The 13,462-nt window shown below is 44.8% G+C and carries 12 protein-coding genes and 4 tRNA genes; 10 read left to right on the top strand and 6 right to left on the bottom strand.

Going from position 1 to position 13,462, the window contains the following annotated elements; genetic code table 11:
• The first annotated feature begins 14 nt into the window (after positions 1–14).
• Positions 15–2,117: a hypothetical protein gene (locus tag D1Z90_RS05385; protein WP_119909728.1), complete on the top strand. Its 2,103-nt coding sequence runs from the start codon at positions 15–17 to the stop codon at positions 2,115–2,117.
• A 64-nt stretch (positions 2,118–2,181) separates the two neighbouring features.
• Here the strand turns inward: D1Z90_RS05385 and D1Z90_RS05380 are convergent, their stop codons facing one another.
• Both D1Z90_RS05380 and D1Z90_RS05375 read right to left on the bottom strand, forming a co-directional pair.
• Complete coding sequence (locus tag D1Z90_RS05380) at positions 2,182–2,574, bottom strand: hypothetical protein (RefSeq protein ID WP_119909727.1); 393 nt, start codon at positions 2,572–2,574, stop codon at positions 2,182–2,184.
• Between the two features lie 97 nt (positions 2,575–2,671).
• Positions 2,672–3,271: an acyl carrier protein phosphodiesterase gene (locus D1Z90_RS05375; protein WP_119909726.1), complete on the bottom strand. Its 600-nt coding sequence runs from the start codon at positions 3,269–3,271 to the stop codon at positions 2,672–2,674.
• 104 nt (positions 3,272–3,375) lie between these two features.
• Here D1Z90_RS05375 and D1Z90_RS05370 point away from each other — a divergent pair, with 104 nt between their 5' ends.
• A complete protein-coding gene (locus tag D1Z90_RS05370; protein ID WP_119909725.1) occupies positions 3,376–4,713 on the top strand; it encodes a GH1 family beta-glucosidase in 1,338 nt (445 codons plus the stop codon).
• Positions 4,714–4,726: 13 nt separating this feature from the next.
• Here the strand turns inward: D1Z90_RS05370 and D1Z90_RS05365 are convergent, their stop codons facing one another.
• Complete coding sequence (locus tag D1Z90_RS05365; protein WP_119909724.1) at positions 4,727–6,007, bottom strand: nucleotide sugar dehydrogenase; 1,281 nt, start codon at positions 6,005–6,007, stop codon at positions 4,727–4,729.
• Positions 6,008–6,221: 214 nt separating this feature from the next.
• Between D1Z90_RS05365 and D1Z90_RS05360 the strand changes: the two genes are divergently transcribed.
• The gene (locus D1Z90_RS05360; RefSeq protein ID WP_119909723.1) at positions 6,222–8,222 is read left to right on the top strand and encodes a hypothetical protein; all 2,001 of its coding nucleotides are present in this window, start codon (positions 6,222–6,224) and stop codon (positions 8,220–8,222) included.
• 37 nt (positions 8,223–8,259) lie between these two features.
• Here D1Z90_RS05360 and D1Z90_RS21255 read toward each other — a convergent pair whose 3' ends face one another.
• From D1Z90_RS21255 to D1Z90_RS05350, 3 genes are all read right to left on the bottom strand, one after another.
• Entirely contained in the window at positions 8,260–8,412 is a 153-nt protein-coding gene (locus tag D1Z90_RS21255; protein WP_158587058.1) for a hypothetical protein, read from the bottom strand.
• Between the two features lie 230 nt (positions 8,413–8,642).
• Positions 8,643–9,854 carry an ammonium transporter gene (locus tag D1Z90_RS05355; RefSeq protein ID WP_119909722.1) on the bottom strand — a complete coding sequence of 404 codons (1,212 nt, stop codon included), beginning with the start codon at positions 9,852–9,854 and terminating at the stop codon, positions 8,643–8,645.
• Positions 9,855–10,122: 268 nt separating this feature from the next.
• The gene (locus D1Z90_RS05350) at positions 10,123–10,599 is read right to left on the bottom strand and encodes a GNAT family N-acetyltransferase (protein WP_119909721.1); all 477 of its coding nucleotides are present in this window, start codon (positions 10,597–10,599) and stop codon (positions 10,123–10,125) included.
• 88 nt (positions 10,600–10,687) lie between these two features.
• On the opposite strand from D1Z90_RS05350, the gene murB reads away from it, so the two are divergent.
• The 7 genes from murB to D1Z90_RS05315 form a co-directional block, all read left to right on the top strand.
• Positions 10,688–11,725 carry a UDP-N-acetylmuramate dehydrogenase gene (gene murB, locus D1Z90_RS05345; protein WP_119909720.1) on the top strand — a complete coding sequence of 346 codons (1,038 nt, stop codon included), beginning with the start codon at positions 10,688–10,690 and terminating at the stop codon, positions 11,723–11,725.
• Complete coding sequence (gene birA, locus D1Z90_RS05340) at positions 11,718–12,683, top strand: bifunctional biotin--[acetyl-CoA-carboxylase] ligase/biotin operon repressor BirA (protein ID WP_119909719.1); 966 nt, start codon at positions 11,718–11,720, stop codon at positions 12,681–12,683. The genes murB and birA overlap by 8 nt, the downstream gene beginning before the upstream one ends.
• Before the next feature lie 102 nt (positions 12,684–12,785).
• Positions 12,786–12,861: transfer RNA gene (locus tag D1Z90_RS05335), tRNA-Thr, on the top strand.
• An 8-nt stretch (positions 12,862–12,869) separates the two neighbouring features.
• Positions 12,870–12,953 (top strand) — tRNA-Tyr (locus tag D1Z90_RS05330).
• 46 nt (positions 12,954–12,999) lie between these two features.
• A tRNA-Gly gene (locus tag D1Z90_RS05325) sits at positions 13,000–13,074 on the top strand.
• Positions 13,075–13,082: 8 nt separating this feature from the next.
• Positions 13,083–13,158, top strand: a tRNA-Thr gene (locus D1Z90_RS05320).
• An 80-nt stretch (positions 13,159–13,238) separates the two neighbouring features.
• The coding region (locus D1Z90_RS05315) for a GTP-binding protein (RefSeq protein ID WP_232525202.1) at positions 13,239–13,462 on the top strand (224 nt) is incomplete at its 3' end.

Here is a 13,462-nt window from a genome sequence, read left to right as displayed (position 1 = left end):
AGGACGATACTTGCATGTTGATGTTCAAAAAAGCACCTCTATACCTCGCGTTGTCAGCTGCCATCGCTTTAGTAGGTTGTGGTGGCTCAGGTAGCTCAAGTGATGATTCTGATGGAGGTTCCACTTCAGTTGAGCCAACGCTAGCGCCTGTTGTTACTCCTTCACCGGCGCCAGTGACAACGGCAACGGAACCACGCAGTGTTAAAGGGGTGATAAATGCTCCTGGCCTGACTGACAGTAGTGTCTTTAAGATAAGTCTTGTGTCTTTAAATGCGGCAGGTGAACTTGTGCAGCAATTTGAAGAACAATTACAACAAACCATGGGGCAAGTTCTGTTTGATAGTGCTATTCAGCTGGCATCAGATGGCGGCAGTTTAGTGGTGACTGCTTCGAGTGATGGCTACGCCAGTTACAGTAAAACCTTTGACTTTGATGCTGCAAGTGACTTTAACTCTGAGCTGCAAGTCAATTTACAGCAGGTGAACCAAGTTGTAGTGCAAAAAGGCAATACCATTGCTCGCTCTGGTTTACGTCAAGATACGTTTAGCTTTGCTGTGCATAAAATGCCAAGTGGCCGAAGCATTGTGGTAGATGGTAATGGTCCAGTACCACGTAACTCCCTAATGGAAGAAATCAGAATTGATATTCCAGCGGACAGTTTACCGGCCTCTACTTCAGCATTATCTGGTCGCATTGCTAACTATGATCCGACAGACGCGGAAGAATCTGAAGCTTTCCCAGGCGCTTACCGCGACAGCGATGGCAATACCTTAGTATCGGTTGCTTTTTCTTTTGCAGAGATCCGAGATCAAGACGGTCAAACCCTAAGCGGGGCCATCGCAAGAGCTGCAGAGCAAGGTGAGTTAGTTGCTCGCAATGCCGCGCCAACCATGATTACACGTACAATCCCTGCTGGCAGTTGTGCATCTTTGGAGCAGTTGCAAGATGCCAATAGCGATAAAGCGGGCTTTCAAATTCCCGTTTACACTTATAACCCTAATGCCGGTGACTGGGACCTGCTTGGTTATGGTGATGTGTTTAATGCCGCGGATGACTCTATTGTGCCTGATAATCAACAGGTATTTGACTGTCCAGCGGATAATTATTACTTAGAAGTTGTGGTAAGTAATGACGATTTCTTACGAGATTGGTGGAATTTAGATTACCCCTTACTCTTTGATACGCCAGTAGAGTTATGTGCAAATGTTAAGTTACTGAATCCAAGTGGTAACCCGGTTGCTGGCAGCTATGTTTTCTTATCTGATCCTAGTGGCAATCGCAGCTTTTCTGATACTTATGCCGTGACAGATGGTCAAGGTAGTGTTGCTTTGAGCACTACCTTACTCAACCCAGACAATACTCAGCGTACCGCATCGTTACGTCATTGGGGTTATCAATCAGGCACTTATCTAGCCAGTGATATTCAACTTTCTGAACAAGAAAGTTGTGGTGAAGTGCAAGTGATAACGGTGCAAAAACCGGATATGTGTAGCGTGTCAGGTACGGTGACGCGTGCTGCAGGCGGTAGTACCGATGAGAACTCGGGCTGGCTCTATGCTTTCCCTACCAACACAGAAGGGTACATGAACTTTGGCTTCACCCAAGCCCAAGCAAATGGTCAATACAGCATGGATGTTGAGTGTGACATCGATTATCAATTTTACACTTTCTCGGACTTCTACCAAGGCATAAACGCAGAGCAAGAAGCGCAGGCTAAAACCTTTAACGTGAATGGTACCGTTTCCGGCTTTGAAACCAGTGATGATGGCGACAAGGCCATTTTGCAGGATGCAGAAATTCAGAACTTGGCGCCATTGGCGATATTAACGGGTCATATTATGCCGCAGGGGCAAAGTATGAGCTTTTTGTTGATGGACTTTGACTTCGATTACCCTGTTAGCTACCGGTTAGAGTTTACAGATATGAATGGTGCAGTGGTTGCCAGTGTCGAAGGCACAGCAGCAAATGAGATTGATTATGATTCGGAAGATATGGGAGCTGCGCCATTTACACTGCCAACTGATTTGCCCCTTGGCAGCTACTCTGTATCGGGAATCTTGACAGATGCGACGGGTAATCAAGGCTCTGCCAGTGGCATTATCGGTGTAACCGAGTAGAGCTATGTACTTGGCGCTGAGCGCCAAGTGGACATTAGAATTTAAGGCTAGCCTTTGGTTAGCCTTATTTGATCCTTACATATTCGCTTTCAGAGTCATCAAACTTAAAGCGGCCAAAGTTATCACTGAATTGACCGTGTTTAGTCGCACCGCCAATGGTAATTAAGGCTTTATCTTGTTCCACGCTGATGATGCCGCGCGCGGCTTCTTTTTCATTGGCCATTACAATCACTTCTTGCTCGGTAAAGATGATGGTAGGCATCATCTTTTTTAACTGCTCAGCGTTTGGCTGGCCACTTAAGTCGGGAAAAAAGTGACCCTTCCACGGTTGGCTGGCATTGGCCGCTGTTGTCTTTGCTTCTGAAGTAGACGCTTGCTCATTTGCCATTGCTTGCAAAGGTAAGGCCGCGCAGCACAACAGAGAAAGGCTAGCGGTAAGGGCTTTGAATTTGTTCATTGTTAGTCCATTAATCAATTTAAAATTTGCTTATTACTTTACTGTTTCAGTGCCACTTGGCAAGTCATCAAGCGATTAAGTTTGATTCATACATAACCTAAGCTTCGCCTGGTGTGATGTTTTGCTCACGCCATTGGTGACAAAATGCCAATTGATCACGGTAAAAGGCCTCAAAACCTTGGCGTATATTGTCATCATTGGCCACTAATTGAAAAATACCCACCAAATCCGCGCGCCCCTTAAGCCTTTGTTGAAGTCGTTCGCAGGCGCCTTGCACCCCTTGGGGGCGGCGGTAAGCATTAAACCAGTTGTATTGTTTCATACGCTGCAATATGACTTGGTGTTTGTCTTTTGTTAGATGGATGTACGGCGTAATGTGACGATAGGTTTGCTCGGTGAAGGTAATAAAGTCTTGGTTAGAAAAAACGGACCAATGCTTAATGAGCAAATGATCAAACCAAATATCCAATACGATGCCAGCAAAGCGCCGATGTTGAGCGGGTACACTGGTAATGCATTGCTTTACCCAGGGGTGTTGGTCGGTATGCACATCCGTGGCTCGATGCAGCCTTACTCCCGCGACAAAAGTGTTGGGTAAATGATCAAGCTGGCTACCTTTAATGTATTCACCAACCACGGAGCCTGCAATGATTTCAGGTTCGGTGCCGGCTAAGTGTGCGTGAGCGACAAAGTTCATAATATAACGGCTTCATTTTATTCATCTTTAGTATACAGTGAATAGAAGCACAAGGACGGTTTATTGATGGCAATGAGGCATTTACTTTATTGGGGGAGAACCCAATGTACCAACTACCCGCAGACTCTAAACTGCTTACAAAACACTTTACCTTTGGCGTCGCTACATCTTCTTATCAAATCGAAGGTGGCATCGATAAGGACCAGCGTGAGCCTTCAATATGGGACACCTTTTGTCAGCAACCAGGGGCGGTAAAGGGCCAAGATAACGGTGCTATAGCATGCGACCATTATCATTTGTGGCAGCAAGACGTGGACTTGATTGCATCACTGGGCGTCGACGCTTACCGTTTATCTATTGCTTGGCCGCGCATTATTCGCGCCGATGGCTCAACTAATCAGGCCGGCTTGGCCTTTTATGACCAAATCATTCAAGCGCTATCAGATAAGGGTATTAAAGTGTCTGTCACTTTATATCACTGGGATCTACCTCAGTACCTTGAAGACAAAGGCGGCTGGCTTAACCGTGAAACGGCTTATCAATTTGCTCATTACGCTGATGTGGTCAGCCAGCATTTTGGCAACCGGATTGACAGCTATGCCACGTTTAATGAACCTTGGTGCAGCGCTTATTTAGGTTATCGCTTTGGCATACACGCGCCGGGAATTAAAAATCAAAAATCAGGGTACCAAGCCGCCCATCACTTACTGTTAGCGCATGGCTTGGCCATGCCTATTTTACGTCGTAATGCGCCGCAATCTCAGCACGGTATTGTACTGAATTTCACCCCTAACTACGCCATTTCGGAGGCTGACAATGGCGCGCAACAGTTTGCGGAAGATGATAACAGCCATTGGTTTATGCAGCCTATTTTTGAAGGCAGTTACCCACAAAGCATTCAAGCTTTATTTCCCCAAGATATGCCGTTGGTATTAGCAGGCGATATGGCCATCATTCATGCTCCTATCGATTTTTTAGGTATCAATTTTTATACCTGTAATCGAGTGAAAGCGGATGCTGAACATGGCTATCAAGTGGTTGCCGCCAATGCTGAACATGTCGAGCTCACTGATATGGGCTGGGAAGTCTACCCACAAGCACTGACAGACTTACTGGTAGGCTTTCAGCAGCGTTATATATTGCCACCCATTTATATCACCGAGAACGGCGCTGCTACCGCAGATGAATTAGTGGATGGCGTGGTCGATGACCAGCAGCGTATGGCCTATTACCAGCGTCATTTATTGGCAGTGGATAAGGCGATTCGCCAAGGGGTTAACGTTGCCGGTTATTTTGCTTGGAGTTTAATGGACAATTTTGAGTGGGCAGAAGGCTACGATAAACGCTTTGGCCTAGTGTACGTTGACTACCAAACACAAAAGCGTACGCTAAAGAATAGTGCATTAGCTTTCAAACATTTTTTGGCGACTCGCGAGCGCTAGATGAGCGTTTTAATTACAAGCGCCCTGAGGTGATTTGGTCTGATAATACACCTTTTATATCGAAAATTACGTGTTTTTCTGTTTTGCAGAGCTTTAATATTTGCTCATCAGTCAATTTCGAAAATTGCTGGTGAGCAACGGTTAATACGATAGCATCGTATTGTTTTTCCGGTAGTTGTTGGTAAATGTTGAGGTTATAAAATTGCTTTGCTTCTGCTGCATCGGCCCAAGGTTCGTAAACGTCGACGTTTACGTCCATAGATTCAAACTCTTTTATCACATCAATGACTTTGGTATTACGTAAATCAGGGCAATTTTCTTTGAATGTTAAGCCCATAATGAGTACATCTGAATTACAGACTTGAATTTTTTTCTTTAACATCAACTTAATGACCCTGTCCGCAAGGTATATCCCCATGTCATCGTTTAAGCGACGACCTGCTAAAATCATTTCGGGGTGATATCCAAGCTCTTCGGCTTTGTAAGTTAAATAATATGGGTCCACACCAATACAATGACCGCCAACAAGGCCCGGTCTGAAAGGGAGAAAGTTCCATTTAGTAGCAGCAGCAGTTAATACCTCTAGTGTATCAATGCCAATTCTTTCAAAGATTAAGGCCAACTCATTGATTAATGCAATATTGACGTCTCTTTGTGTGTTTTCGATTACCTTTGCCGCTTCAGCGACTTTAATTGAGCTGGCAAGAAAGGTTCCGGCGGTAATGACTTTAGCGTATGTTCTATCCACAATAACAGCCGCTTCTGTCGTGCTGCCAGATGTGACCTTGGTGATACTGGTCAAGGTATGCTCTTTATCACCTGGATTGATTCTTTCTGGGCTATAACCGACGAAAAAATCACGATTGAACACAAGTTCCGAACCTGTTTCCAGTAATGGAACACAAACTTCTTCAGTGGCACCCGGATACACGGTGCTTTCAAATACAACAATATTGCCTTGCTGTAAAACGGCTGCGACGGTTTCTGATGCTGAGGTGAGGGGAAGTAAATCTGGCTGATGGTGATTATTTATTGGCGTGGGCACTGAAACAATGTAAAAGTCGCATTGCGCAATATCATCCATGTCTGAAGAAAAAAGAGCAGTAGAAGCAAGTAGCTCTGTTGAGTCAACCTCTAAAGTGCGGTCGATACCTTGTGTTAACTCTTCAACCCTTTTTTGGCTGACATCAAAGCCTACGACATCATAATGTTTTGCAAACTCAACCGCGAGAGGTAAGCCAACATAGCCTAAACCAATAATTGCTACTTTCCTTGATAGTATTGCTTCTTGCATGTGTTTTCCTTCTTTGTCAGCCTATCATCAGCTTAGTACAAACAGCTAAAAAATCCCTTTAAGATAAATAGTTATACGAAAAGTGTGTGCTTGGTGAGGGAGACAAAAAGTACAATTAGTATTAATTTTATTAATTACAAACGATTGACTTATTGCTGTTTCAGCTTTTTCTCTTAAAATATGGCTCGTTATTCATATCAGGTTAGGGATTGAAATGTTTAGAAAAAGTACTTTGAAGCTGGCAGTTTTAGCTGCCTTACCACTAGTTTTGGCCGGTTGTGGAGGAGAAAACTCGTCAAATCAAGCTGATCTAGATCAGGAAGTCATCGAAACCGATAACGGCGAAAAACGCATCACTCGTAATTTAACAGGTCAAGTTGTAATCCCGGATGGGGTAGCGAGTGCAATTGATATCGAAGTGATATCCTTAGATCACATGGGCAATATCGTTGAGCACGTAAAGCGAAATGAAAAAAATGTCGCGCAAGACAATACTGCTCTTATCATGTTTGAAGTGCCAACTAAGCTTGCTCTGTCTGGTGGTAAAGTCATCATCAATATTAGTGCTCTTGGTGTCTTAAAAGACAGTAAAGCATATTCTTACACTGATCCTGAAAATTTTGAGATGAACGTAACCTCTCATCTTGATAAAGCTCTTACAGCAACAGTCCATAAAGGACTTTTTGATGCAGACGAAAGCGAGACATTTAGTTTTTCTCTGACAGAAAGTAATTCGGTTAACCCCTTAGGCAAAGAAATAACGGATAATCATGCTAGTTTAACGTCAGGTTTAGAATTTGAGTTTATTCGAGTGGATTTTCTTGCCGCAGATGCGCTTGCTGCGACATCGCCTCTCAATGTTGGTTTGAAAACGCTGAATTTACATTCTGAAGGAAAACAAAATACCTCTGTTCCTAGTCAAAACGTAACTCGAAGTGGACAGGCATTCTCACCACTATTTTTTTCCTATATGAGTATTGTTACAGCTGAAAATGAAGCGTTGGACAGTGTGGGCCTGTCTACATTGGCCCACATTACTCAACATGTGCCGAACGATTGTTCTTACGATACGATCTTAGAAGACGTAGCTCCGGAAAAAGAAGGCTTACAAGTTCCAGTATACACTTACAATGATAAGCAAGGCTTTTGGGAGCAGAGTGCGACTGGTGATCTTCACCAAAGAAGTGATGGCGCAATGGTTTCTGATACCAGTTATCAATTAGGTTGTCACGACGATCTGGTTGTAAAAATCAGTGCTGACTTGGCACATTTCGCAAACAACTGGTGGAGCCTAGGTTTAGGCCCTGAAGCTGAAGCGCCACTTCAAGTTTGTGCGAATATAGAAGTGGTCGATTCGAGTGGTGTGCCACAGTCAGGCCGAAATGTTTTCTTGCGGTCATTTGACTACACGCCTAAATTGGATTACGGCCTTACAGATTCTTCGGGTGTGGTTCAGTTATCCTTACCTCAATCAGCTTTAGTGTCTCCCCCTTTTTTTGGTCAACTAAATTACTGGGGAGCTTATTCTGGTTTGCAACAAGAAGTTGAACTATTTGACAGTAATAGCGGGTGCGGCGATGTACAAATCGTGGAGTTGGAACCTGGTTTGTCTTGTTCTGTTTCAGGCGTAATAGAACAGCCTAGAAGTGATAACTTTCCTCCACTTTGGTCTTCAGTTAGTTTGGTTGCTGCAGGAATGACCGAACTTACACTTCATCAAAGCATTAAAGAGGATGGCTCTTTTAACTCGCCCGTTGCATGTAATACATACTACAACGTATTGGTAAACTTGACTGATCAAGACTCGGCTGCAACTTATCAGGCTACAACATTTAATGTTGACGGTGTGGTTGGGGATGATGAGCTTAGTGATGATGCTCGTCAGGTCGTCTTAGCGCCAGCTAAAGTAGAGAATCAAGGTCCGATGGGCTTGATTGTACTCGATAATGGAACGCTAAATATGAGCTTTTCAGATATCGAGCAAAACTATCCGATTTCCTACTACTTTGAAGTGTTAGATGTGAACAATGCGGTGGTGGACACTTTTAGTGGCGAACTCAATCAGGCCTTAAAGATATCAACGAATGAATTACCTGTAGACATGCCTTTTGATTTACTTCGAAACTTAGAACAAGGTAAAAAGTATACGATTGAAGGAAGCATCAGTGATATTGAAGCTAATTACGGATTTGTTGTTGGTGAGATAAAACTGTAACAGTAGCTAGGAGCCTTTGCGGGCTCCTACGTTGCATTTATTTTTGATCTAGGCTCACAGATAACAGCTTTTCACGGTCATCGGTTTCAGTCACTTCATTTAAATTTATGCCTAACTGATCGCAAGCTTGTTCAAACGTTACACCGCAATGGCACATTAATACATCTATGGCAGCTAAATATGCTTGCATACGTCCTCCGGTTACTTGTGTTGATGAGCAAACTTTAGACTGCGGTCCGTTAGGGGTATATACGACTTTAGGCTAGTAAAACCAGACTATTGTTATGGGCTTTAAACGGTAAACAAGAAAATGCTTATAATGCCAACTAGTTAGGTTTCTTGCTAAGGTCTAAGCAATTACTTTTGGGCATCAAAAAAGGCAGCCTAAGCTGCCTTGTGTCACATCAAAATGGGACAACTCTATTTATCTTCGCTCACAGAGCCAATTTTGTGGATAGCAAGGTCAGCGCCTTGGTACTCATCTTCTTGGTCTAAACGCAGGCCAACCAACTTGTGAATGACCCCATATACCACGAAGCCACCAATCAGTGCTACTGCAATACCTGCTAGCGTTCCAACTAGCTGTGACATAAAGCTCACGCCACCTAGGCCACCAAAAGACTCAAGGCCAAAGATACCGGCAGCGATACCACCCCAAGCACCACAGATACCGTGAAGTGGCCACACACCTAATACGTCATCAAATTTGAATTTGTTTTGTAGCACGGTAAATAGCACGACAAATAAACCGCCAGCAACACCGCCTGTGATTAATGCGCCAATTGGGTGCATTAAATCAGAGCCTGCACACACAGCCACTAATCCAGCTAACGGACCGTTGTGAATAAAGCCAGGGTCATTACGGCCAACAATTAGCGCAACCACAATGCCGCCAACCATCGCCATTAGCGAGTTCACTGCAACTAAGCCAGAGATGCCGTCAAGGGTTTGCGCTGACATGACGTTAAAGCCAAACCAACCAACAGTAAGGATCCAAGCCCCCAGTGCTAGGAAAGGAATATTTGAAGGTGCAAATGCGACCAGTTTACCGTTACGGTAACGGCCATTACGAATACCGAGGAAGATGATCGCCGCAAATGCTAGCCAACCACCTACACCGTGCACAACTACAGAGCCAGCGAAGTCATGGAATCCTGCACCATAAGTCGTCTCTAACCATGTTTGGAAGCCGTAGTTGCCATTCCAAATAACGCCTTCAAAGAAAGGGTAAACCGTAGCAACAATAATGGCTGAGGCGATAAGCATAGGGTAAAACTTCGCGCGCTCAGCAATACCACCAGAGATAATGGCGGGGATAGCCGCGGCAAAAGTTAACAAGAAAAAGAACTTCACCAAGTCGTAGCCACTATTTGCGCTAAGCTCTTCAGCGCTGCCAAAGAAAGTCACATCATAAGCAACCCAGTAGCCGATGAAGAAATAGGCCAAGGCAGAGAAACCGAAATCCGCGATGATTTTTACTAAAGCATTTACTTGGTTCTTCTGGCGTACTGTACCAACTTCAAGAAAAGCAAAGCCGGCATGCATCGCCAGTACCATAATGGCACCTAAAAGAATAAATAGGGTGTTTGCGCTTTGTGTTAACGTCTCAACTGCGCTCGTTATGTTTTCCACTGCTTTGTCTCCTCAACATCCAAGCTGTTTAATACAAATTCAATTTTGTTAGATACCATTAAGCAAAGATCGAACCAAGTATTAAAAAAATGTTGCAGCTTGGTGCGAAAGCACTGATTTGGCGGCTTTGATTGGTGCGGGTGCATAACAAGAACGTTACCCTTGCATCATTCTGGTTAGGTGTTTTGCACTTTAGTGGTGCGTTGCTGTTGTGGTGTGGTGCAATAAAATAAAGAAATGCTCACTTATAATGCGCGAAGGAGAGTTATTAATGACTTTTATTGTCAACTGGCCTTACAAAAGCATGCAGTGATTGTTTACGGCGGTACTTACCAATGCGCGCGCGCAGGTCAGCAGGTAAAAAATCATCTGCGACAAGTGTAAACCCTTGAGCCAGGTATATCGGGGCCAGCTGTGGCTGCGCAAAGCAATAAACAGGATGATGAGAAGGCAGCTGAGACAATGCCCCCTTTAGCAGCAAACCTGCTAAACCTAAACGACGGTAAGGTGGCAGCACCAGTAAAGACGACAAAAACCAGTACTCAGGGTAAAGATTGAGCTTGACGCAGGCGACTATATTGCCTTTTTCGGGGTGTCGCAGCACGTAGGCACTATTGCTGCCACTGAGCTTACCTGGCTTGTAATGACTTTTATATAAGCGGTTTACCAGCGGGTATTCCAGTGGCGGCAGAAGTTGCACTTGCTGAGAACTAAAAAAGAAACTTTGCGAAAGCCCACAAGACATGACTCTGATTTTAACCAAGGTTTTAGGTATACTCAGGCCATTATACCTGCCAATTTCGCTGAGTCGCGTTTTGTGATGAGATTAATGTATGTTAGATAAATCTTTGGCTGATTTAACCAGCCTTAACAGCTTCGCTATTTCTGCTTTGAGTCGTCGTCTACTTATTTTGGAACAGCCGGATGAGCTGACTGCTCTGCCAGAGGGTTTACCTACTCCGACATTGATTTTGGGAGGGGGTAGTAACTTACTGTTTTGTGAGGATTTTGAAGGCACGCTTATCAAGCCAGACTTTAAAGGCATTCAAGTAGCAGAACAAGATGATGCATGGTTGATCACTGCGGCAGCGGGTGAAAACTGGCATGACTTTGTTACCTATTGCGTTGAGCAAGGTTATGACGGCTTAGAGAATTTAGCATTAATCCCAGGCTGTGTCGGGGCCACTCCAGTGCAAAACATTGGTGCATATGGGGTAGAGATAAAAGATGTTTGCCACAGCGTGACCGTGTTTGACCGCCAGCAAGGCGAGTTTGCCATCCTTTCTGGCAGTGAATGCCAATTTGCCTACCGTGACAGTATTTTTAAACACCAGTACAAGGCCACTCATATTATTGTCAACGTGACGTTTCGACTGCCGAAAGCGTGGCAAGGCAAGCTCAACTACGGCGATTTAAAATCGTTACCAGCAGATGCTAGCGCCAAGCAAATCTACGATCTAGTGTGCCAGGTACGCAGCGCGAAACTGCCTGATCCTAATGCACTGGGTAATGCCGGCAGCTTTTTTAAGAACCCCACCATTTGTGCCAAGCAGGTCGAGCAACTCTTATTGCAATATCCCGCTATGCCACAATATCCAGTAGCTGATCCGAAATTACGAAAAGTTGCCGCAGGTTGGTTAATTGATCAAGCCGGTTTAAAAGGCAAGCAAGTGGGTGGCGCCGCGGTACACCAAAACCAAGCTTTAGTATTGGTCAACAAGAGGCAAGCAGTGGCCAGTGACATTGTTGATTTGGCTTGGTTAGTCAGGCAAACAGTGTGGCAGAAGTTTGGCATTGCGTTAGAGCATGAAGTGCGTTTCATTGGCGCGCAAGGTGAAACGGATTTATTGAGGATAAAAGCGCGTGAGTGATCTAAACCCAAATATTATTAGCCTATTAAATACGCTCGCCAGTGGTCAGTTTGCTTCTGGTGAGGCGCTAGGAGAGCAGCTAAGCGTCTCGCGCGCCGCCATAGCTAAATATATCAAACAGTTGGAGCAGTTGGGTTTAGACATTTACTCTGTAAAAGGGAAGGGTTACAGGCTGGCTCAACCCATTTCATTATTAAACGCGCAAGCCATTAACGCGCAAATAGATGCACCTGAGGTTGAAATCTTTACCCTGATAGACTCCACCAACCAGCATTTACTTAATCGTATTGGTCAGCTTGAAAAAGGCCATACTTGTATCGCAGAGTGCCAACAAGCGGGTCGGGGGCGACGTGGTCGCACCTGGGTGTCCCCCTTTGCTTCACACCTATATTTGTCGATGTATTGGCAGCTAGATGAAGGCATGGCCGCGGCAATGGGTTTGAGTTTAGTCACGGGCATCGCAGTGGTAAATGCGTTAACGGCAATGAATATTTCGGGCGTTAAACTCAAGTGGCCGAATGATATTTATGTTGAAGGCAAAAAGCTGGCCGGTATTTTGGTTGAAATGTCGGCGCAAGCGTCTGGGCCGTGTCAGTTAGTGATAGGGTTAGGTTTAAATGTGAACATGCCGATACAAGCAAGCGCGGCCATTGACCAACCATGGACCGATATAAAGCAGGTCGCAGGCAAGGAGATTGATCGCAATGAACTTGCCCACAACGTCATTTTGGCGTTGCGCGAAACATTACGGCTTTATGAACGTGAAGGATTATCGCCATTTTTGGCAAGTTGGCAAAAAATGGACGCCTTTGCGAATAAACCGGTAAAGCTTTTGATTGCCGAAAAAGAGGTTCGAGGCATCGCTCGTGGCATTGATAAAAATGGCGCTTTGCTGCTAGAAGCAAACGGTGTCGTAAAACCCTTCATTGGTGGTGAAATTTCCTTAAGAGGGGTATAAATTGCTGGAACTTTCAGCAAATAGCGAAAGTTAGGCTTTTTTTTGCGAAAGAGTGTTGCAACCAGCAAAACTATTACTTAGAATGCGCCTCACTTAAATGAAGCCGACTTAGCTCAGTAGGTAGAGCAACTGACTTGTAATCAGTAGGTCACCAGTTCGATTCCGGTAGTCGGCACCATTTAATTCGGGGGGGTTCCCGAGTGGCCAAAGGGAGCAGATTGTAAATCTGCCGCGAAAGCTTCGATGGTTCGAATCCGTCCCCCCCCACCACTTTCTATGGTTTGAAGTAGCCTTGAGAGGCAACTAGAAACATGAAGCGGGCATCGTATAATGGCTATTACCTCAGCCTTCCAAGCTGATGATGCGGGTTCGATTCCCGCTGCCCGCTCCAATCTAATTGCTGATATAGCTCAGTTGGTAGAGCGCACCCTTGGTAAGGGTGAGGTCGGCAGTTCAAATCTGCCTATCAGCACCAGTCTCTTATCTATACTTCTTACCTTGTTTAAACTAAACTGCGTGAAATTATTCACCGTTAATTGTCTCTGAGGGACGATCATGTCTAAAGAAAAATTTGAACGTTCAAAACCGCATCTTAACGTAGGTACTATCGGCCACGTTGACCACGGTAAAACTACTCTGACTGCAGCAATCACTAACGTACTTGCTAAAGCTTACGGCGGTGAAGCACGCGATTTCGCAGCTATCGATAACGCTCCAGAAGAGCGCGAGCGCGGTATCACAATCAACACTTCTCACGTTGAATACGATACGCCTACTCG

The organism is Motilimonas pumila (genome assembly GCF_003596335.1).
GTDB classification, from domain to species: Bacteria; Pseudomonadota; Gammaproteobacteria; order Enterobacterales; family CBDFNC01; genus Motilimonas; species Motilimonas pumila.
The sequence above is the reverse complement of the archived record's forward strand: the minus strand, read 5'-3'. Positions and strand labels throughout refer to the sequence as shown.